The sequence below is a fragment of the Spirochaetota bacterium genome, assembly GCA_004297825.1.
GTDB lineage: Bacteria > Spirochaetota > UBA4802 > UBA4802 > UBA5368 > FW300-bin19.
Genome location: SCSX01000078.1, coordinates 50,234 through 71,309, shown reverse-complemented (window position 1 = coordinate 71,309; position 21,076 = coordinate 50,234). Strand labels below are relative to the sequence as shown.

Annotated in this window: 21 protein-coding genes; 7 read left to right on the top strand and 14 right to left on the bottom strand. The window is 60.4% G+C overall.

Features of this window, described 5'->3' with window-relative positions; translation table 11 throughout:
- Window positions 1-23 precede the first annotated feature (23 nt).
- A complete protein-coding gene (locus EPN93_17085; GenBank protein TAL31795.1) occupies window positions 24-479 on the top strand; it encodes a hypothetical protein in 456 nt (151 codons plus the stop codon).
- 153 nt (window positions 480-632) lie between these two features.
- Window positions 633-1,154 carry a hypothetical protein gene (locus EPN93_17080; protein TAL31794.1) on the top strand — a complete coding sequence of 174 codons (522 nt, stop codon included), beginning with the start codon at window positions 633-635 and terminating at the stop codon, window positions 1,152-1,154.
- A 20-nt stretch (window positions 1,155-1,174) separates the two neighbouring features.
- On the opposite strand, the gene EPN93_17075 is transcribed toward EPN93_17080, so the two are convergent.
- From EPN93_17075 to EPN93_17060, 4 genes are all read right to left on the bottom strand, one after another.
- Complete coding sequence (locus tag EPN93_17075; GenBank protein TAL31793.1) at window positions 1,175-2,107, bottom strand: TIGR01777 family protein; 933 nt, start codon at window positions 2,105-2,107, stop codon at window positions 1,175-1,177.
- A gap of 157 nt (window positions 2,108-2,264) precedes the next feature.
- On the bottom strand, window positions 2,265-3,089 hold the full coding sequence (locus tag EPN93_17070; protein TAL31792.1) for a hypothetical protein: 825 nt from the start codon (window positions 3,087-3,089) through the stop codon (window positions 2,265-2,267).
- The gene (locus EPN93_17065) at window positions 3,061-4,326 is read right to left on the bottom strand and encodes a glycoside hydrolase family 1 protein (protein TAL31791.1); all 1,266 of its coding nucleotides are present in this window, start codon (window positions 4,324-4,326) and stop codon (window positions 3,061-3,063) included. Before EPN93_17065 ends, EPN93_17070 begins: the two co-directional genes overlap by 29 nt.
- A 9-nt stretch (window positions 4,327-4,335) precedes the next feature.
- A complete protein-coding gene (locus EPN93_17060) occupies window positions 4,336-5,445 on the bottom strand; it encodes a flavodoxin-dependent (E)-4-hydroxy-3-methylbut-2-enyl-diphosphate synthase (protein ID TAL31790.1) in 1,110 nt (369 codons plus the stop codon).
- A 127-nt stretch (window positions 5,446-5,572) separates the two neighbouring features.
- On the opposite strand from EPN93_17060, the gene EPN93_17055 reads away from it, so the two are divergent.
- Window positions 5,573-7,207 carry a hypothetical protein gene (locus tag EPN93_17055; GenBank protein ID TAL31789.1) on the top strand — a complete coding sequence of 545 codons (1,635 nt, stop codon included), beginning with the start codon at window positions 5,573-5,575 and terminating at the stop codon, window positions 7,205-7,207.
- Window positions 7,208-7,220: 13 nt separating this feature from the next.
- Here EPN93_17055 and EPN93_17050 read toward each other — a convergent pair whose 3' ends face one another.
- Window positions 7,221-7,898 carry a hypothetical protein gene (locus tag EPN93_17050; GenBank protein TAL31788.1) on the bottom strand — a complete coding sequence of 226 codons (678 nt, stop codon included), beginning with the start codon at window positions 7,896-7,898 and terminating at the stop codon, window positions 7,221-7,223.
- Between the two features lie 307 nt (window positions 7,899-8,205).
- Between EPN93_17050 and EPN93_17045 the strand changes: the two genes are divergently transcribed.
- The 4 genes from EPN93_17045 (at window position 8,206) to EPN93_17030 (ending at window position 12,516) form a co-directional block, all read left to right on the top strand.
- Entirely contained in the window at window positions 8,206-8,973 is a 768-nt protein-coding gene (locus EPN93_17045; GenBank protein ID TAL31787.1) for a hypothetical protein, read from the top strand.
- A gap of 137 nt (window positions 8,974-9,110) precedes the next feature.
- Window positions 9,111-9,683, top strand: coding sequence for a hypothetical protein (locus tag EPN93_17040; protein TAL31786.1), 573 nt, complete (start codon window positions 9,111-9,113; stop codon window positions 9,681-9,683).
- A gap of 87 nt (window positions 9,684-9,770) precedes the next feature.
- On the top strand, window positions 9,771-11,393 hold the full coding sequence (locus tag EPN93_17035) for a hypothetical protein (protein ID TAL31785.1): 1,623 nt from the start codon (window positions 9,771-9,773) through the stop codon (window positions 11,391-11,393).
- A 316-nt stretch (window positions 11,394-11,709) separates the two neighbouring features.
- Entirely contained in the window at window positions 11,710-12,516 is an 807-nt protein-coding gene (locus EPN93_17030; protein TAL31784.1) for an undecaprenyl-diphosphate phosphatase, read from the top strand.
- Window positions 12,517-12,560: 44 nt separating this feature from the next.
- On the opposite strand, the gene EPN93_17025 is transcribed toward EPN93_17030, so the two are convergent.
- The 9 genes from EPN93_17025 to EPN93_16985 form a co-directional block, all read right to left on the bottom strand.
- The gene (locus EPN93_17025) at window positions 12,561-14,798 is read right to left on the bottom strand and encodes a CoA-binding protein (protein ID TAL31783.1); all 2,238 of its coding nucleotides are present in this window, start codon (window positions 14,796-14,798) and stop codon (window positions 12,561-12,563) included.
- 136 nt (window positions 14,799-14,934) lie between these two features.
- Entirely contained in the window at window positions 14,935-15,888 is a 954-nt protein-coding gene (locus tag EPN93_17020) for a methyltransferase domain-containing protein (GenBank protein TAL31782.1), read from the bottom strand.
- A 5-nt stretch (window positions 15,889-15,893) separates the two neighbouring features.
- A complete protein-coding gene (locus tag EPN93_17015; GenBank protein ID TAL31781.1) occupies window positions 15,894-16,169 on the bottom strand; it encodes a type II toxin-antitoxin system RelE/ParE family toxin in 276 nt (91 codons plus the stop codon).
- Window positions 16,127-16,333, bottom strand: a complete 207-nt coding sequence (locus tag EPN93_17010; protein TAL31780.1) for a hypothetical protein — start codon at window positions 16,331-16,333, stop codon at window positions 16,127-16,129. Before EPN93_17010 ends, EPN93_17015 begins: the two co-directional genes overlap by 43 nt.
- Before the next feature lie 104 nt (window positions 16,334-16,437).
- On the bottom strand, window positions 16,438-17,142 hold the full coding sequence (locus EPN93_17005; protein TAL31779.1) for a class I SAM-dependent methyltransferase: 705 nt from the start codon (window positions 17,140-17,142) through the stop codon (window positions 16,438-16,440).
- Entirely contained in the window at window positions 17,129-18,367 is a 1,239-nt protein-coding gene (locus EPN93_17000) for a glycosyltransferase family 1 protein (protein TAL31778.1), read from the bottom strand. Before EPN93_17000 ends, EPN93_17005 begins: the two co-directional genes overlap by 14 nt.
- Entirely contained in the window at window positions 18,364-19,608 is a 1,245-nt protein-coding gene (locus tag EPN93_16995; GenBank protein TAL31777.1) for a glycosyltransferase family 1 protein, read from the bottom strand. The genes EPN93_17000 and EPN93_16995 overlap by 4 nt, the downstream gene beginning before the upstream one ends.
- A gap of 8 nt (window positions 19,609-19,616) precedes the next feature.
- Window positions 19,617-20,081 (bottom strand): hypothetical protein, encoded by a 465-nt coding sequence (locus EPN93_16990; GenBank protein TAL31776.1) that lies wholly within the window; start codon window positions 20,079-20,081, stop codon window positions 19,617-19,619.
- A 14-nt stretch (window positions 20,082-20,095) separates the two neighbouring features.
- Window positions 20,096-21,046, bottom strand: a complete 951-nt coding sequence (locus EPN93_16985; protein TAL31775.1) for a hypothetical protein — start codon at window positions 21,044-21,046, stop codon at window positions 20,096-20,098.
- Window positions 21,047-21,076 lie beyond the last annotated feature (30 nt).

Sequence of the window (21,076 nt, the reverse complement as noted above, 5' to 3'; positions counted from 1 at the left end):
TACCTTTAAAGGAACACCTAATAATGCTGAACTACGAAATCATCGACGCCACCCGCGCCCTTAACATAGCCCGGTCGCTCGATAACTATACCGCCCCGTTCAAGATAATCGACGGCTACCGGCTCATCGACAACGGGATCGATCCCGAGGCGACCGTCCAGATCGAAGCGGACGGGCGTTATATTCACGAGGCATCGACGGGCGATGGTCCCGTGGACGCACTCGCGCGCGTGTTGAAGAAGGCGCTCACCCCGCTTTTTCCCGAACTCGCCGGCGTCAAACTGATCGATTACCGCGCCAATATCATGGACGCCAAGCGCGGCACGGCGACCGAGGTCGAGGTGACGATAATCTTCACCGATGGCACGGGCGTGTGGAAGGTATCGGCACTTTCGGAAAACATCAACGTCGCGTCGTTTCGCGTCCTCCTGGATGGGTTCGAATACGCGATCCTCCAGCACCGGGCAAAACCGGTATAATCGGACCCCTAACTGCATAATCTCCCAAAACCAATTAGCGTTCTTAAATAACTAATTATATTCACCCGCCGAACCATGACAGGAAAATATTTTCACAATTTCCAGCCCTTGTCCGTATAAACAATAACAACTGTATCGGCGACAAGGGGGAGCATGGATATTCTTACCACTTCCATCAACATGCACAAGGACACCAGGAGTTCGGTCAGGCGCGCAGCCAGGACACTCAAAATGTCGCAGCGCGACATAGTCGTGCTGCTTCTCAAGCGCATCATGCAGGATATAATGACAATGCAGGGTGAGTTTACTACGGTGCGTTACCAGCCGGATGACAAAGCAGGTGATTGGCATTGTTTCTGCATCCAGTACTATCCAGAGGAGTATGAATTTTTTAATGATTTACGCCGGCTTTGCAAATACACGATTTCATATCTGGTAGCAATAGCGGTAATAAAATATATGGCCGAGCTTCTGGGGGATAGGGAATCAGTTATAATTAATTATTTAAATTATACTCAGTATGCGGTCGGCACCCCTTCCATGAAGGGCATACTATGTTGGCATTTTTACTGGGGAAACCCGCGCCTGCCAGAAAAAATCAACACAGACGCCCGAATCCTTCGTAAAACCCATCACCCGAATCACCTGCACCGCTACCTTGAGCGTCTCTGCTGATCTCGATGATATACAGCGGGTCACCGGAGACCGCGCTTTTTCAGGATTTCATCAAGCGCAGCATTAAGCTCCGTGAATTCGAATTTGAATTTAAGCGCCTCGAGCCCCGACGGCTGCGCCCGCTGGCTGGTGAGCGCCAGGTCGTCCGCCATTTGTCCCAGCAGCAGACGAAGCGCGAATGCGGGAGCATGGAGGAGCACCGGTCGATGAACGGCCCTTCCGATCGACTTGTAGAATTCGAATGCACGCACGGGCCACGGCGACACAAGGTTGAAGGCGCCCGCCGCTTTCCGGGTTTCAATGAGAAACCTGATCGCGCGCACCTCGTCCCGCACATGGATCCATGATATCCATTGCCTCCCGCTGCCCGGGATCGCTCCGGCGAAGAATCTGAAGGGCAGGATGAGCATCGGCAACATCCCCCCACCACCCAGGACGGCACCGGTCCGGATGATTACCCTTCGCACATCTTTCTTTTCGGCGATCGCAGTGGACGCTTCCCACTGGCGGCAGACTTCCGCAAGGAAACCTTCGCCGTTCGGAGTACGCTCGTCGGCGACCGAATCACCGGTGTTCCCGTAGTAGCCCACCGCCGAGCCCTGCACGAGCATCTTCGGTTTTTTCTTCGCCTTCACGATCGCGTCGCTCACCGCGGCTCCCGCGCGCAGGCGGCTTTCCAGTATCCGCCTCTTCTTGTCGGGCGTCCAGTAGCCGCTCCCGATATTGTCCCCCGCCAGGTTTACGATCGCTGCCGCACCCTCCGCGAGATCGAGCCATCCTTCCGAACTGTATCCATCCCATTTCACCGCGCGCACGCCTTTGATCCACGGATTCGACACGGTGGAGGGGTCGCGCGAAAGAACTACGATTTCATATCCTGTACCCGCCAACTCAAGCGCGAGCGCGCTTCCGATGAAACCGCTTCCCCCGGTTATTATAATCCTCCCCGGCATAACCCCTCCTCCCCACGATCAGGGATGTTATGGAACCACTCCCGCATTTCATCGCCTATATAACTAAATACTTTAAATTCATCGCGCGGGCGACCTGTTTCTCAAAAAAATTTGCACGCGGCCATCGCCCCTGATTCGCGGAAAACCACTACCGCCGTCAAAGCCTGATCGCGAACCGGAACCCGTAGAACGGGCTCCGCGCCGTGGGACAGCGCCGGAAGCGATACTCACGCCCGCGTTGTGCAACATCGCTCATGAGCGAGCCGCCGCGCAACACCTTGTACGTCGCTCCGAATTCCCTGCCGGGCACGCCGCCCGGGTAGGCATCGAACCAGTCGGCGGTCCATTCCCATACGAGGCCGGGGGGCCGATACCCTTCCCGGCTCTCCGACGCGCGCTCCAGCAACTCAAGAAATTCCTCCACGGTGCGGGCAGGCCCTGGTTCCCCGCCTCCCGCATCCACGACCGATCGGACGCCGCTCCGGCGCAGCCAGGCCTCATACTCTGCCTCGCGCGGGAGTCGGATGAGCATCCCCTCCCGGGATGCGCGCCATTCGCAGTAGCGTACCGCGTCGTTCCATGAAAGCTGGAGGGCCGGGAAATCCGAGTATCGGTCCAGAAAATTCTTATCGGCCTCTGTCCCAAAGGGAGCGCGCCAGCAGAGTCCCGCGCGCTTGACCCATCCCCTCTCCCAGGTCCAGGCCCAGCCCTCGACCTCGGCGAGTGTGCGGTAACCGGTTTCCCGCGCAAATATCTCGAAATCCGCGCCGCTCACGTGGCTTCGCGCGATCCCCAACCGCTCTATCCGCACCGGATGCGCCGGGGTTGCGTTCAGGAAAAATTCCTTTTTTATCCTTTCCGCGTGCGCCGCCGCGGCCCGCTCCGCCTCCGCGGGTTCGAGACCTATCGTATATTCGCCCACCGGAATCTCGTCAAACGCGCGTCCCGCGCGGCTAAAAACCGGGAGTCCACTCGGGCACATATTTCTTCACGATCTTCGGCGTTATGCCGTTTGCTTTCGCCAGTTCGCCATAGAGCCGGCCGCTCGTTTTTATGCTGCGCTTTCGCGTGGGATGCGCGTGATCAACGTGGATCAGGCCGAAACGGGACATGAGCCCGTCCACCAGCTCGAAATTATCCATGGTCGACCAGTGATAATAGCCCGCGATATCCGCGCCATCGCCCATAGCCCTGTGCATGGCCTCCGCGTGGTCCAGGATGTACCGTGGACGAAGCTCGTCATTGTCGTCGCAGGTTCCGTTCTCTGTCACATAGATGGGGAGACCGTACAGCTTCCAGTACCTCATGAGCACGCGGTAGAAGCCCTCGGGGTAGATATCCCATCCCAGCTTGTTTTTCGGGAGCGCGGCCCGGCCCAGCATCTTGAGCGGAAATTTTACAAGGTCCCCCGAGTAGTAGTTGATGCCGAACACGTCAAGTGTGCTCTTGTCGCGCATGACGCGTTCCAGAAAATAATTGTTGAAATACCTGTCCGCGAGGCCCGCGCCGAACCTGTCCAGGGGATTTCTCTCATTGAAGGGATCGAACGTGCGCAGGTGCTTCGCGACGCCCACGAGCGGCGCGGGCCAGCCCTTGCGTCCGTGAATCCCGTGTATCAGTCCATAGGCCTCGACGTGGGCAGCGGCCATCGCGTTCTGGACGCGGAACATGAGGGGAAGGCTTTTTTTTCCGGGGGGAAACTCGCCAAAGAGATACGCGAGCGTCGCATAGACCGCAGGCTCGTTTATCGTGATCCACACGTGGACAAGGTCGCCCAGGTCCTGGACCACGCGCTCCGTGAATAGCGCAAAGCGGCGCACGGCCTCGCGGCCGGCCCATCCCCCGTCGCGCACGAACCACATGGGGTTCGAGAAATGATGAATGGAGACCATGGGTTTGATGCCGGCCTTCTTCATTTCTCCCAGAATGGCGCGGTAATGCGCGATGGCCTTCTTGTCGAAATTGCCCCGCTCCGGCTCTATGCGCCCCCACTCGAGGCCGATACGCGCCGCGGAGTGGTTCATCTTTTTCATGAGCGCGATATCGCCCTTGTAGTACTTCCAGAAATGGACCGCGTCCACGGGATTGGTCCCGTCCTTGATCCGGCCCTGCACCGCCCAGTCGTAAAAATCGTGGCTGGTACATCCGCCCTCGACCTGGAACGCGGAAGTCGCGCTCCCCCACAAGAATCCCTTTGGAAAAATGAGCTCCCGGTCCATGCGCCCTCCTCAGTGTTCAGTCGCGCCGTTACCGGCGTTCAGCAAATCTTCCACGGCCGACGCGAGCTCTTCCACGGCGCGCGCGGCCTGTATCATCCTCTGCTTTTTACCGCGGGCGAACAGGAGCATCTTCCCCCCGCGGCCCCCCGCGACCCCCGCGTCGGCGTGCGCCGCCTCGCCGGGTCCGTTCACCTCGCACCCCATCACCGCGATCACGATCGCACGCCCGCGCGCGCGGAGCGCGTCGGAAAACCGCCGCGTGAGCTCGGTCTCCACGGACGTCGCGAGCGCGAGAAGGTCGAGCCCGGGATCGGTGCGGCCGCAGGTGGGGCAGGCGACGATGCGCAGGAGGGGAATGCGCCGTCCCGCCGCTTCGAGTATGCGCTTGGCAACGCGCACCTCCTCGACCGGGTCCCCCGTCATCGATACGCGCACGGTGTCTCCGATCCCCTCGAGGAGCAGGGAGCCGATAGCCACGCTGCTGTGAACGGTGCACGCCAGCCCATACCCGGCCTCGGTGAGGCCAACGTGAAGGGGATAACCGGCTGCGCGCGAAAAGAGCCTGTTCGCCTCCACCGTCTGCACCACGTCCGACGACTTTATCGAGACCACGATATCCCGAAAGCCGCAGTCCTCGAGAATGCGCACGTGCTCCATCGCCGATGCGACCATGTTTGCGGGGGTCGCCTCGGGGTAGCGCGTCGTATCAAGCGAGCCGCCGTTCACGCCTATCCGGATGGGAACGCCCCGCTCCTGCGCCGCGCGAACCACTTCCTTCACCTTGTCGACCCCGCCAATGTTCCCTGGATTGATGCGAATCTTGTCAATACCGGCCTCGATCGCGGCGATCGCGATCCTGTGATTGAAATGTATGTCCGCCGAAAGCGGCAGGGTCACTTCTTGCCGCACCTCTTTCAGGAACCGGACGGCCTCCTCGTTGCGGACCGCCAGCCGCACGAGCGCGGCGCCCTCGGCCTCGAGCCTGCGGATCTGGTCGACGGTCGCGCGAACGTCTTCAAGGGGGACGCTCGTCATTGACTGGATGGAAATGGGCGCGCCTCCGCCTATGGCGAGGCTCCCCGCGAAAACCTGTCTCGTATGTGTCCCGTGAGTTGTCATCGTCCTTCGTCCCGATCGGTGTCGTAGCATAGGGCATGACCGGCGGAAAGGGCAATCATTTTTCAGGGGCATGCGGCCACGCGCCGATTATACTTGAAAAAAAATCATCCAATGTTCAAATGTGTCCATGAAAACGAAACCGTTGCGAACATTCGCCGCGCTCGGCGCGGCCGTTTTATTTGCCCTGACCTCCTGCTACAGCCTGGAGGACGTAATCGACCGTTCCCGGACAAGACCCGGTTTCTACGAGGACCGGATATACTGGCAGGGCCAGCCCGCAGGCAGAAAGCGCGATTTCAGCGAAACCGGGGCGATGGGCTATGCGGCGCTCATGCAGGGCCAGGGATTGTATCGGCCCGGGATGCAGACCTGTACCACCAGCAGGTACGTGTACGACCAGGTGACCAAGCAGAACAGGCTCGAGTCCTCCTCGACCGTCAACATGACGAAGATCGACGGCGCGCGAATTTTCGACACCGGCGGGACTCACGTGCTCACCCTGATCAGGATGAGCGTTCCCGTGAATGGATGTTCGTGGGAATACGAGTACTTCACCTATGACGAAACCGGGAAAACCTTTGCGCGCGTCTCCCCGAACGCGGGAATACTATCCCTTGACGAGGCCTGGGGGGAGATGATTCGGGGGCAGATAAACCTCCTGGACCGGAAGGACGCGGGCGGGTCGCTCGGACGGATTCCCGAAGAGGATGAGTTCCAGGCACGCAAGGCGCGCTCCCTGAAGGAAGAGACCGCCGATACGCGCCGCACCGTGATCGTGAGCGCCGGCATGGAAGGCTATTTCTACAACACCGTCTCCCGCGCGCCGCGGGACGCCCGGAGCAAGATGGACATCGACGTCGCGCCCATCTACATGGGTTACGTACGCGCCGAGGCCGCGTTCACGAACCTCTTCTTCCGCTTCCAGTATAAATCGGACTTTGGGACCGGGCACGGAAGCGTCGAAACGGGAAGCGATGCCGCCGACGATCTGGCGGTGAGCCGCCGCGCATCGGCGATCCTGGACCTGGCGGCGGGCCTGTTCGGGATCGAGCTCGGTTACAGCTCCGAAACCTATCGGTTTGGGAGAATTAATTATGAATTCTACGAACCTCCGCTCTATACGACCCAAAAGACCGAACGCCGCGATTTCGTGATGAAAAACCGCCAGGTCTCGGCCATCTACCATTTTCTCTGGAAGGATATCGACCGCCTGGGGGGGACCTCTCGGAAAACCAAGGCACTGGACATCTGGACCGGGCTCAGGTACCGGAACTACATGGCCCCGAAAATCCGCTACACGGAAATCGATAAAGAGGGAGACCCGGCCGCGGGAACCGTGATAGGCGAATCGACGCCCCAGGTGATCAGCTTCAAATCGTATTGCGCGGGCGTGGGCGCGAACAATTTCCTGCGCTCCTCCGGCGCGGGGTTCAACCCGCTGATCGGTGTCGAGCTCTTTGGCGGCTACGGCTACACCCGTATGAACTGGTACGATTATTATCACGATACCGCGTATATCGGCGACGATAAAGCGGCCGCCGGCAACAACAAGTACCTGGGCATGGGAATTTTATCGCCGGGGGGAACGCTGGGCGTGCTCTACAATTTCACCGCGGGCGCGGTGCAGAGCGGCCTGCGGCTCGAATACCGCTTCTCCGGGACCCTTCTCATGACCGACAGGTCCGGCGACTACGCGCGCTACTTCAACAGCCATTTCGACTACTTCCACTCGGTGGCCTGTTCGTTCGAGGTCATGCTGTAACGGGACACGCGTATCAGTCCCAGCTCTTCCTGCCGTCCCCGTTAATGGGGATGCGCGCGCCCAGGAATTTTGGCGCGGGGCGCAGCAGAATCTTGAAGAATGCCTTTATCCGCGCGAAAAATTCGCGCGTCTCGTTCAGCATCCATCCCCGGTACACGCGCCGGTCCGCCGAGAGGCCGTACGCCTCCAGTCCCAGCGCGCGGGCAATGTAGAGCGCGCGGTAGAGATGGAATCGCTGTGTGCAGATTACCACGCGCTTTACCCCGAACACCTCCGCGGCGCGATACACGCTGTCGTAGGTCTCGAACCCGGCATGGTCCAGGAAGATATCCTCCGCGGGTACGCCCTTCGCGATGAGATGGCGCTTCATGGCATTGACCTCGTCATAGTACCGCGTGCCGTGGTCCCCCGAGAGCAGGAGCTTCCCCGCCCCGCCCTGAACGTACAGTGCGCGCGCCGACTCCAGCCTGTCCTCGAGCACGTGCGAAAGCCCGCCGCCCCGGTACACCTTTGCGCCCGGCACCAGCACCGCATCGCACGCGGCACCGTCCAACGTGGCCTCGCGTATCAGCCCCCTCGTCGAAAAAATAAGGTACGCGTTTATGCATACGCATACGACGAGCAACGCGCATCCCCCGGCGCACGCTTTTTTTAGAAGGCGCATCATCGAGGCGGCATCCGGACCCTTCATGTATCCTCCGTGGTGAAAACCGCAGGCAGCACGCGGGATTGATCTGCCGCGCGGCCTGAAAGGGAAGAATACAAGCCGGGTCGCCGAAAATTCAAGCGGTAATTATTTTATACTCTTTCAGGGCCGGGGGCCGATAAGATATGCAGCAGTCCGGAGTCTTTTTTATTGACAGATACGCACGCGTGCTGTAAAAAAACTCGCGCATGCTTTAATAAGACTTCCGGTTCATATTTAACACGCCGATTCCCGGGGCCGATAGCCTGGCGCTCCGTCAACCGACGCGCTGTTGCGCCATCCAGGGGGAACCATGATTTACGACTGGAATTTCGCCGAGCGGATCGCCTGCACCGATGATGAGCGCCGGGAATGCGCGCGTCTCATCCCCAGGCTCATGAACATGGGACTCAAGGCCCGCAGGGAAGGCCTGCTCGCGCTCGAAGACGACCTGGAGGACGCCGGTCACCCCTTCCTCCGCATGGGTCTCGATCTGGTGGTAAACGGCACCGATCCCGAGGCAGTGCGCAAGGCCCTTGAGATGCAGATACTATCCCAGGGATACCGGGGCCGGGAGCTGCTCGAGCGCGGCATTCTCCTCGAAGGGCTGCTCATGGTCCAATCCGGCACCATCCCGCGCTCCATGAAAGACCTCCTCGCGGTTTTCTTCGCCGAATCCTACCGGGGCGCGATCGACTCCCTGTGCGAAGAGGAATACGAGGGAACTACCTCGAAGATACTCGCCCGCCTTGAGGGACGCCCGCCGGTATCGGACGACACCGCGCTGCTCGAGCGCGCGATCGCGGACCTCTCGAACGAGGATATCATGAAAACCCTCCACGAGATCGACACGCACGCGCTCATCGTCGCGCTTTCCGGGGCGAGCGGGACCGTAATCTCAAGGATGTGCGCCTGCCTTACCCCGCGCGCGAAGGACCTGCTCATTGAAGACCTTATCAGCTTCCTCCACTTTCCGCCCGACATTTCCGATATCATTTCCGCGCAGGAAAAGGTCCTGACCGCGCTCGAAAACCTGGAGGACGACGGGGAAATGGCAAACCCTCCCCCGCGCTCCTCATAAAACCGGCACCCATCCCCTCTCCCGCGCACCGGGGTTTTTCTTGCCCCGGCCGGGATATTCCGATATACTGCCTCTATGATCGTTGCTTCCTTGATTCCATTCAGTACCGGAATTTTCCCCGGAGGATCGCCGCGCGTATGAGCCCCTTCAATCCCATTTTTTTCGAGAACCGGCAGCGGTGGCGCGAATGGCTTGAGCTCAACCACTCGTCCGAAAGGCTCGTGTGGGTTCTGTTCTACAAGGCCCGCACCGGGATTCCCTCGATGGGCTACGAAGAGGCCGTCGAGGAAGCGGTCTGTTTCGGCTGGATCGACAACCTCGTCAGGACCGTAGACGGGAAATCATACGCCCAAAGGTTCGCGCCCCGCAAGCCCGGGGGCGCCTGGTCGGCAACCAACAGGAGGCGGGCGCGCCGTATGATCGCGGAGGGAAGGATGACGCCCGCGGGCATGGAGTCGCTCGCGGGAATCGACCTTTCAGAATCAGCGGACACCGGAACTGAACCGGTACCGATTGAAATACCGGGTTGGATCATGGACGCCCTCCGCGCATCGGCCCCCGCCCGTCTCGCCTTCGAGGGTCTGCCGCCCTCGACACGCGCGCTTTACCTGCGATGGGTGCTCTCCGCGAAAAAGGACGAAACCCGCAGGCGGCGCCTTCGCGAAATCGTCGACAGGCTCGAAAAGGGCGAGCCGCTCGGGATGAAGTAAGCGCATTTCCCCCGAAAAAAAATACGGAACCCTCGCCCCGATAAGATCAGAGCCAATAAAACACTTGCGAACCGCGAAAATCATGATATGCTTATGTCCATCACCGGCTGGAGACCGGAGCGTTTCCACGCCGAATTCCAGGAGTTACCACCCATGCGATCCGAATTCAACGCCTTCTTCCTGTCCAAGTATGAAAATTCGAGCTACCGCGAGCAGCAGCGGGCGAAGCTTCTCGTTACCCTTTCAATCGTTATCATGTTCGCGCTCGGCGTGCTGGGCCTTGCGATTGGAATACTTCAGGGTAAAGGATTTAACGCCTCGGTAGGCCTGATCCTGGTGCTCGAAGTCGTATTCATGTCGACCATGGTGCTTGCCAAACGGGGGCATCTCGACGTCGCGGCGCACTGCATGCTGGTCCCCGCGACCGCGGGGATATGGTTCATCCTTTTCCAGACCACCGCGACACAGGACCTGGTTTCCTCGATCAACTCGATCGTGTACATTTTTACGATACTCATAATGGCGACAAGCGTGACCAACCGCATCTCGGTCTCGGCCTATGCGCTGTTTAACCTGGGCGCGATCGTCGCCTATAATCTCTACTTCAAATCCACGGGGATTCTCTCCCCCGAGCAGGCCATGGAAAACATGACCGATTCGCTTATCGCCACGATCCTGACCTCGGGGGTCTGTCTCCAGATCCTCTCCGTAAACATAAAGTCCCACAAGATCATCCAGGACGCGCTCGGTGAGAGCCGGCGGCAGGGCGAGGACATTAAAAACATCCTGGAGCAGACCAACGGCGTCGCGGTCAAACTCGCCTCGTCAACCGAACAGATGGCCTCGACCACCGACAGCTTTTCCAGCAACGCCCAGTCGCAGGCCGCGTCGCTCGAGGAGGTCACCTCCAGCGTGGAAGAGATCACCGCGAGCGGCGAAAGCGTCTACACCATGGCGAAACAGCAGGTCGACCTCACGCAGAAGGTCACCGACGAGATGGGCACCCTTTATGGAATTGTAAAAGCCGTGGGCGAGAAAATGGCCGAGGCGCTCTCCATCCGTGACGAGCTCAACCGCATGGTGGAAAAATCCAGGGCCGATATTCAGAGCGCCCTCCAGGGCATGTCCGGCGCCGGCGCGCAGTTCCAGGGCGTCCAGGATACCGTGAACATCATCGAGGACATATCGGACCAGATCAACCTGCTCTCCCTGAACGCCGCGATCGAGGCCGCGCGCGCGGGCGATCACGGGCGCGGGTTCGCCGTGGTGGCCGAGGAGATCGGCAAGCTCGCGGACAACACGTCGAGCAACGTGAAATCGATCAACGAAATGTTCAAGGCGAGTAACGTTGAGATTGGAAAGGCCTACGCACGGCTCGAGGCGTTCATAGAATCGCTCAACCGGATGATCCAGCATATTTCGGAATTCGGCGCGCGGATAGACCGGGTGGTGGACTCGGCGAAGGAAGACCTGGAGCTCAACAAGGCCATTCGCGGCTCGCTCGAAGGGGTGCTTGCCGAATCGAACAAGATCGTGGGCGCGACGAACGAGCAGAAGATCGCGCTCGAGGAGATTTCAAAGAGCATCGCCGGCCTTAACATGACCACGCAGGAGATGGCGCTCGGTTCCCACGAGCTCTCGGACACCTCGAAGGAACTCGCGCTCACCGCCCAGGACCTCATGGGCGTGTCCGGCATCGTGCGCGCGTAGCCGTACCGGCGATCCCACGTCGTAACTCCCGGGAGTACCGCCTTCGAATCCCGACGCACGTATTCGTTTCTAAAATTTCCCGAACGCTTTTCGCACGATACGGGCGGGGGGCCGATGCGCCTCCCGGCCGGAATGGGACCCCCAGTCGAATCGACGCCCATGGATCCCCGCCATAAAGCACGCCCGTTGCGTCGTTTCCCCGGTTGATGCGTAATTTGGTTTACAGGGAACAAAACCCCGATAACACTGTCCGGCGTCGTCCGCACGCGGATGATATCGGTACTGAAATTTTTTACGAATCGAACGGGGCCAGGACATGGATGAATTTCTGAAGGCGCTGCTGCTGGGCATCATCGAGGGGATCACCGAATTCCTCCCGGTATCCTCCACCGGCCATCTCATCATAGTGAACCAGTTCGTGGATTTTACCGGCCCGTTCGCGAAGCTCTTCGATATTGTGATCCAGGTCGGCGCGATATTTTCGGTGCTGGTATATTTCAGGAAGAGGCTGAACCCGTGGGCCGCGCCCGCGGGCAGCGCCGGGCGGAGAGACGTCATCGAATTATGGAAAAAGTCCCTGGTGGGCATGCTCCCCGCGATCGTGCTCGGGGGACTTTTCGGGAAGTTCATCCAGTCCCGCCTGTTCAACCCGGTCACCGTGGCAATCATGCTCGTCGCCGGGGGCGTCGCACTCATCGCGCTCGAGCGCCGGAATGCGCCCGGGCCCATCGCGGCGATCGGGGACCTGTCCTATCGGCACGCGATCCTCATAGGCCTGTTCCAGTGCCTCGCGATGGTCCCGGGGACATCGCGCTCCGCGGCGACGATTATCGGCGCGATGCTGCTGGGGACTACACGGCTGGTCGCGGCCGAGTTTTCGTTCTTCCTCGCGATCCCCACCCTGTGCGCCGCGGCAGGCTACTCGGTGCTCAAGGCGGAGCGCGCGCTCACCGGCGGCGAGATCGCGCTTCTTGCCGTCGGGCTCGCGGTGTCCTTCGCGACGGCCATGCTCGCGATCGCCGGCTTCATGAAATATATTTCCACGCGGGACTTCAAGCCGTTCGGCTGGTACCGCATCGCCCTGGGACTTGCCGTGCTTGGGTGGTTTTTCCTGGCGTCGTGAACGCGGCGCGGCCTTATATAACTATATATCCCCGCGCGGGCGCATCAGCCTTGCCCGGCCGTGGGGTCCGCCAGCACCACCAGCGCATCGACGGCGACCGGGTTCGACCCGCTCACGAGAAGCGGATTGATGTCGATCTCCGCGACCTCGGGGTGCAGGACCGCGATGGCCGAGAGCGCCATGAGTACTGCCGTGAGCGCGTCCCGATTGACCGCGGGCATGCGGCGGAATTCGCCCAGCACCTTCGACGCCCTTATCTCGTCCTGCATCTCGCGGGCGTCCCTTTCGGAAAGCGGCGCAACGCGGAAGCTCAGGTCCCGTAGCGCCTCTGTGTAGATTCCGCCCAGGCCGAACACGACACAGGGGCCGAATCCGGGATGGCGCGTCATGCCCGCGATGAGCTCTCGCTCTCCCATGACCATTTTATAGATCACCGCGCCCGTTTGTCGTCCCGCGCGTTCCTGCAGCGTCGTGAAGGCGGCGGCCGCCTCGCCGCGCGACCTGAGATTCAGGAAGACGAGCCCCTTCTCGGTCTTGTGGAGTATCTCCGCATCGCACGCCTTGAGCACGACCGGGTACCCGAGCGTATCGGCGGCCGCGGCCGCACCCTCTGCCGTGTCGACGAGTTTCTCGGCGGTTACGGAAACTCCATACGCGGCAAGGAGCGTTTTCGCGGCGTGCTCGTCCAGGGAGGTGCGGCCCTTCGCACGGGCCTCGGCCAGGACGCGCCGCGCGGCGGGGCACTCCGCGGGAAGCGCCGGATCCCGGTGTGGGGCGCGATTGCGAATGTGATAGTGACGTAAAAGCGCGTTCATCGCGTGCGCCGCCTTCTCGGGGCTGTCGAACACGGGGACGCCGCTGTCCATGTACATCTTCGAATAATCGTCCTCGCACCCGAAAAAGGACGAGACCGCCATGGGGATTCCGTGCGTGAACGGCAGCCTGACCGCGTTCGAGATGCCACCCCCCAGGGAGCCCAGGATCGACTCGAGCGGCGCGTCGTTGATGAGCTCTTTCAGGTGCGGGTACACCGCCGCGATGAAACCGGAGCGCATGGCCCCGTGCAGGACGATGCCGTCCACCTCCCCGCTCTTCATGAGCATCTCGGGAATCGTATCGGTGATAAGGTTGATGTCCATCATGAAGGTGACGTCCACGGGATTGATGCAGGGGGCGTGCGGCGGAATGAGGGGACGGATTTTTTCCTGGAGCGCATCCGAGAACCGCGGCATCGTGAAGCCGCCGGTTTCGCACGTGTGCGCCACCGCCGATCCCGGCCCGCCGGAATTCGTAACGATGCCGATGCGCGTCCCCCTGATGGGCGGCTGCGAGGCGAGCGCCCATCCTATGCCGTACAGGTCCTCGACCGAGTGCACGCGGATGATGCCCGCCTGCCGGAAAAGCCCCTCGTACAGGTAATCCGGTCCGGCCATGGCGCCGGTATGGCTCTTCCCCGCCCGCGCCCCGGCCTCCGACCCGCCGATATACTGCGCAATCACGGGCTTGCACGGTGTGATCTTGCGCGCAACGGCAAGGAAACGCTCGACGTCGCCGATTCCCTCGACGTACAGGGATATCGCCTTCGTCTGCTCGTCCTCGCCAAGGTATTCGAGCACATCGGCGAGCGTGATGTCCGCCTCGTTCCCCACGCTCAGGGCCTTGCTGAAGCGGATGCCGCGTCTCTGCAGATAGGGAAGCACCTGTGCGACGTAGGTGCCGCTCTGCGAGGCAAAGCCCAGCTTCCCCGGCGCGGGGTCCATGGCCGCCACCGTCGTGTTGAGGGGAAGCCCCGTATTCAATATGCCCATGCAGTTGGGCCCCACGAAGCGCATCGAATGCCGGCGCGCCGTTTCCACGAGCGCGCGCTCTTTCAGCACGCCCTCCGGCCCGGTTTCCCTGAACCCGGCCGAGATCACGATCGCGCGCCTGGTCCCCCGCTTCCCGAACTCGTCCATGAGCACCAGGGCCTGGTCGGCGGGAACGATGAGCACCGCGAGATCGGGCGTTTCGGGAAGATCCGCCACGGTCGCGAACGCCGGGAGTCCCAGCACCGTCTTCTCGCGCGGATGCACGGGGTAGAGCCTTCCCGGGAAGCTGTCCTTAACGATGCTCAGCGCGTTCAGCGTGCCCATCTTCATGAAGTTGTTGCCCGCGCCGGCCACCGCGATCGACCTCGGGTTCATCAGCAGGTGAAGGGGATTTTCGCTCATGGCATACGCTCCTGGGAAGTGGGGTTTGTCCGCGGCTGTGCATTCCGCGCCGGATTGGGGATGGAAGAGCATCGGCCCCGGGCCAAAAACTTTTTTGAGTCCGGCGATAAAAAGCGCGGGGTCCGATACGGGCACGGATTTTCAAGGAAACCCGGGCAAGGGAGCGCGTTTAAATCGCGCGCGGCTCACCCGTGCGGCATCGCCCCCGTCAGCGGAAACCGATCACAAGGCTCCACGCGGGATCGGCAAGCTTCTGCACCTTGAGTTTCCGGTAACCCGCCCCGCGCAGCCATCCCAGGTACTCCCTGCGGGTGTAGATGTTGCCGGCCGGGCTCTGCGTGATCATGTGGAGCGCGAGCGTGGCGGCGCGCATGTCCTCGCCCTTGAGGTTGTCGAAGATCACGACGATCCCCTTCGGGTTGAGACGCTCCATGCACATCCGGAGTATCTTCCGGTTGTCTTCCGGGGATTGCCCGTGGCAAAGGTTTCCCAGGAAGGCGATGTCGCACGTTCCCTCCGGCAGAGAATTCGTCGCGTCGCCGTCCTTCACCGATACGCGATCGAGCCGGGTAAGCTCGGTTCCCATCACGGCGTTCGATTCGGGAAGGTCGAAGATAAGCGTATCGATCCCCCGCAGCGCGAACTCGCGGGCCACCGTGCCCGGCGCCCCGCCTATGTCCCAGGCGCTCTTCGCGTGGGGCGCGAGCTTCAGGCAGGCGTCGACTATTTCCGGCGCGACCGCCTTTTTCCAGGGCGAATCCATTCCGCGGATGAAATCGGCCATGGAAAAATCCTTGTAGCTCTGCCTGTCGGGCATGCCGGTTTTCAAGACGTGCGCGAGCGTACGCCAGGGATTCACGAGGTAATAGAGAAACTGCCAGAAGTCCCCCTCGTACTGTTTTCCCTCCCGTTCGACGAGCCTTTTAATTACGCCCGCGGGAACGCTGTAGACGTCCTTCGATTTTTTCAGGTATTTCATCTCGTCCAGGGCGTCCAGGAGCGCGAGCGTCGCCCGCGCGTCCCAGCGCATGCGCCGGGCGAGGCCCGCGGCGCTCTCTGGGTTTTCCGCGAGCGAATCGAACACCCCCAGCTTGTGCGCCTGGCCCACGAATATGAATTCTTCAAGCGATTTCTGCAGTTCACGTATGTTCATTTCTGTCATCCAGATTATTTATAGACATCGCCGCGGGAGCCAATTTTAACAACTATGGCGATCTTATCTCTCAGGATAAAAAGAATCCTGTATTTTCCGATCCTGATCCTGAAGGTATCCTTTTCCCCAATGACCGGCTTGAGATCGAGCAGTCCGCCGTTTTCCAGTTTTCCCAAGGCAAGATCGATAAGGGCTTTATACCCTTCCGGCAGCTTCTTATATTCCCTGACTGCTCGCCTGGTAAATTCTATCGAACGCTTTTCCAATTGGTTGTGGTTCCATGCGTATATGCGTCAAGGGCGTCTTTTACGGCACGCTTTTCGGCTGAATTCAAAGGCGCGGTATCTTCCCTGACAACCGCCTTCCAGAAAATTTCCACCAATGAGCTTTCAGGAACGGATCTCAACATTCCTATTATCACGTCCTCGGGGATTGAAATTTTTTTTACCGGCATGTCAAACCTCACAACCCGTCAGTCAAGACGGGGAAGAACTCTTCATATGGATGAAACCCTGAGCCAGTTTGTAATAAACAGCGGTTCCGGGCGCAATGCAATAATTATTTTTTTACCGCGTAGAGAATCACGCTCTTGGGAAAGAGATTATCCAGCAGGCCCTCGAAACGCTCCATGAAGCGGGAGCCCATTCCATAGGTGAGAAACGTCCGGTAGCCGCGCGTGAGCGGCTGGTTCTCCAGGTGGAGCCCCACGACGCAGCGGATCATCCAGTACACGGTATGAAGGGCGTGCCTGAAATCCACCGCGTAGACGTCGAGCCCCTGGCGGTTCAGTATCGCGACAAGCCTTCGGGGGACGTACTTCCGCACATGCCCGCCCGGGGAGGTGAAGTATTCGTAGGTGAGCGCGTCGAACATCCATTCGCTTATGTACGTGGGAACCGTCACCGCGATCCGGCCGCCCGGCTTGAGCACGCGCGTGAGCTCGCGCGCCGCGAGCTCGTCGTCGTCCACGTGCTCCATAACCTCCGAGCAGATAATCCGGTCGAAGGTCGCGTCCCTGAACGGCAGCCTGAGCGCGTCGCCCAGGTGCACCTGGCAGCGTCCCTCGGGGTGCGCCTGTCCGTTTCCCATCATGACGGCCATCGTGTAGCGCGCCTTGCGCACCGATTCCATGTCCATGTCCATGCCGAGCACCTCCGCGCCGCGCGCGAGGAACTCGAAGGAGTGCCTCCCGGTGCCGCAGCCGGCGTCGAGCGCGAGCTGGCCCTTCTTCACACCCAGGAGGTCGAAATCAACCGTGAGCACTCATGACCTCCCGGTAGACCTCAACCATCTCGCGCGCCGCGTTTTCCCACGTGAATTCCTTGAGCACGCGCACGCGCGCGTCCTTGCCCATCTTTTTCCTGATCGCGGGATTGTCGAACAGGAAATCGATCCCCTCCGCGATCGCCTCGGGATCGCGCGGGGGGACCAGGTAGCCGGTCTTCATGTGCTCGCCCACGACCTCGGGAAGCGCCCCGCCCGTGGCGGCGATCACCGGTACCTCGCAGGCCATCGCCTCCGCCGCCGGGAAGCCGAAGCCCTCGTACAGGGAAGGGCACACCGCGATCTCGGTCTGGGCGTAAAGCTCGACCAGGCGCGTGAGCGGTATCTTCCCGGTGAAGGTCACCCGGTCCGCGATCCCGAAGCGCTCGATCCAGCGCGGCACGTAATTGCGGTTGGGTGCGCCCCCGTCCACGATGGTGAGATGCGCCCGGTGTTTCATGAGCGTCATCGCCTTGAGGAGGTAGATCACCCCCTTCTTGCGATCCTCCACGTTTCCCACGAAAATGAGGCTGTTCCTTTTCTTCTTCACACCCTTGAGGGGATAGAAGATGCTCGAGTCCATACCGTTGTACACCACGCTCTGGTTTTCCATGGGTACGCCGAACGCCTTGTTGATTTCCCGGGCCGAATCGTGCGACACGGTGATGATCTTGTGCATGCGGTTCGATACGATCGTCTGCATGATGAGCGGGTAATAAAGGATCCGCTTCATCTTGAGCGCGAAATTCGAAGGGTACTCGAACCAGGTGCTCCGGTCGATCGAGAGCGGATGATGCAGCGTCGATACGAAGGGAACCCCCAGCATGTTGATCAGGAGGAACCCATATCCCAGGCACTGGTTGTCGTGGATGACGTCGAATCGGTGCGTCTTGAGAAGGTCCCTCAGCTTGAGAAATGCGCGGATCGAAAATGTCTCGATCTCCGGAAATATTCCGAACTTGGAGGCGCAGAATTCGTAAAAGTTGAGGGGCTCGAAGGTCGCGAAGGGCTTATGGGGCTTGATAAAATCCTTTTTTATATTGAAATAATTATGATTGCTTATACGATGCAGCGTCACGCCCGGCATCTCGAACGGATACGGCGGCCCCACGATCGCATGAACCTCGTGACCCATCTTGACGAGCTCGCGCGCGACATACATGAGATAAATGCCCTGCCCCCCGCAGTAGGGATTGCCCCGATAGCTCAACAGACAAATCTTCATACGGCCCTCCTATACGACTCGATCACGTCACGGTAGACCTGCAGGGTATTCTTCGCCGCCACCGGCCACGCGAATTTTTCCTCCGTGCGCTTGCGCCCCTTCTTTCCCATTTCGCGTCGAAGCTTCCCGTCGCCCAGAAGCTTCATGACGGCGTCGGCGATCGCCTTACCGTCCCGTGGCGGCACCAGGATGCCCGCGCCGTCGTCCCCCACCACCTCGGGCAGCGCGCCTGCCGTCGTCGCGACCACCGGCGTCTCGCACGCCATGGCCTCCGCGGCCGGGAGCCCGAATCCCTCGTGCAGGGACGACATCACGAGGACGGTCGCCCTCGAGTAAAGGCTCACGAGGGCCGATATATCTACCTTCCCGGTAAACCGCACGCGTTTTTCGAGCCCCATCTCCGTGATGATGGTCCATGCGCTCAGGCGCCGGGGCGGCCCCTCGTCCACTATGGTGAGGGTCACGTCTTCCGGGAGAAGGCTGAGCGCCTCGAAGAGATAGCGCATGCCTTTCTTATGGTCCTCGGTATTTCCCACGAAGAGGAGCATACGCCCTTCGCGTTTCTCTCCCGTGTTCCTGAAACCCTCGACATCCATCCCGTTGTACACCACGGACACTTTTCCGGGGCTTACCCCGAACTCGGACCCAAGGTCTTTTATGCCGCTCCGCGAAGACGTGATCACACGGTCGAGCCGGTTGATTACCGTCTTCTGCATGGTGAGCGGGTAAAACATGACGGTGCAGAACTTTTCCCACATGTTCCTGTCAATCATGAAATCCGCCCGCCGGTCATGCGAGAGCGGATGGTGCACCGTCGTCACTATGGGCATCCCGTACTCCTTCATGGGGAGGAGCCCCCAGCCGAGGCACTGCACGTCGTGTATGATATCATAGCGACGCTCGCGGAGCAGGTTCCCCAGGAGGAAGAAGGCGCGCATGCTGAACGTCTCCATCTCGGGGAAAACGTGGAAGCGCGTGAGCATGTAGTCGGTGAAATGCCAGGGAGAGAGAACGCGCACCAGCTTTTCGTAGGGGAGCCTCCGCGTGCGCTCCGCCCACAGGTTCAGGTTGTCGAGCCTGTACACCCGCGCCCATCCCTCGATGGGCTCGGGGTAGGGCGGCCCCACGATCACGTCGATCTGGGCGCCCAGCTTCGCGAGTTCCTTCGTGAGATGGTAGAGGTAAATCCCCTGCCCGCCGCAGAAGGGGTTCCCCCTGTAGCAGAGAAACAGAATCCTCATCTCATGGATTACTTCTTGCCCTCGGGCAGGGTCGCTCGCGCCGTGATGATCGCGATGCCGACCCAGAATACCATGCCGAGCACCACGAGGGTCACCGCGGCCGCGGGCAGCGCGAGCGCCCAGTAGCTGCGAATGTACAGCCCGTAGACGAACGATGCCGATATGGCCAGGACCAGCAGGCAGAGGATCAGGGCCTTGATCTTGGCAAAGTCTTTCTTTTCCACAATTTCAGGCATAGGAGGTGCCACCTTAATAGTTAATATCGTCCACCCCACCCAGAAGCCGGTGCCGCACAGGAGCAGGGCTACCATGGCGATGGGGATCGTTATCGCGGAATACGCGCTGAGACTCAGGCTTTCCAGCGAAATGATTTCGTGCTCGGAAACATTCAGGAAGGCATAATATACGAAGAGGGCACCCAGCGCCAGCGCCGCGGCGCACGCGGTGTACCCTGAAAATCGTGAACGTTGCATATCTCTATTCCTGGTTAAAAATCTAGAATCAGCTTTATAACTCTGTCCGCCCTTGCGACCGCCGTCTCGAAACCCTGCTGTATCCGCTCGAACGGCATTACGTGGGTGATGAGGGGCGAAACGTCCACCGCGCCTTTCAGTATCATGTCGAGCGCGTAAGGATAATCGACCGAAAGGTCCGGGCCCACGGAGGCGACCATGCGGAGCTCCTTGCGGAAGAACACGTTGAAATTGAGTCCCGGGCGCTCCTCCAGGCAAATGCCGAAAAATGCCACCTGCCCGCTGTGACAGGCCAGGTCGAAGCACGCGTTGATGACCGCCGTATCCTGCCCGTACGCGTCAATCACGATGTCCGCGCCGGCGCCCGCGGTGAGCGAGGCGACCTCGGTCGCCGGCGTGCACGATGCGGGATTGAGCGCGATATCCGCGCCCATTTTTTTCGCGGCTTCCAGCCTGTAGTCCAGGGGATCGACGGCGATAATCCGCCTGGCCCCGAAATTTTTCATGAGCGATATGAACAACAGTCCCACCGGACCCGCGCCCATCACTAGGACCGACTTGTTGTACGGCCGGTCGATCCTGAACGCGGAATGCGCCACGGCGCCCAGGAGCTGCGTCATGAGCAGGACATCGAGATTTTGTCCCGCGGGGAGCTTCTGCAGCCGTCCCGGATCGGCGACATGGAATTCCTTGAACGCGTCCAGGGCGGTGGGATAATACATGACGAGATCGCCGGCCCGGAACCCGCTCGCGCCGGGCCTTTCGACGACGCCCAGGCATTCGTGCCCGGGGTACCCGGATGGGAAGGGATAGTGCGCGGGATTGTAGGCCTTACTGAAATAGGGGAGGTCGGAACCGCACAGGGCCGCCTTTTTCAGGCGCACCAGCACCTTCTCCCCTGCTTCCGGTGTGTTCTCCTCGACGATTTCTATCTTTCCGGGAGAAACGATTCTGGCAGATCTCATCGTTTACCTCAGGTCCGGTTGACACTGCAA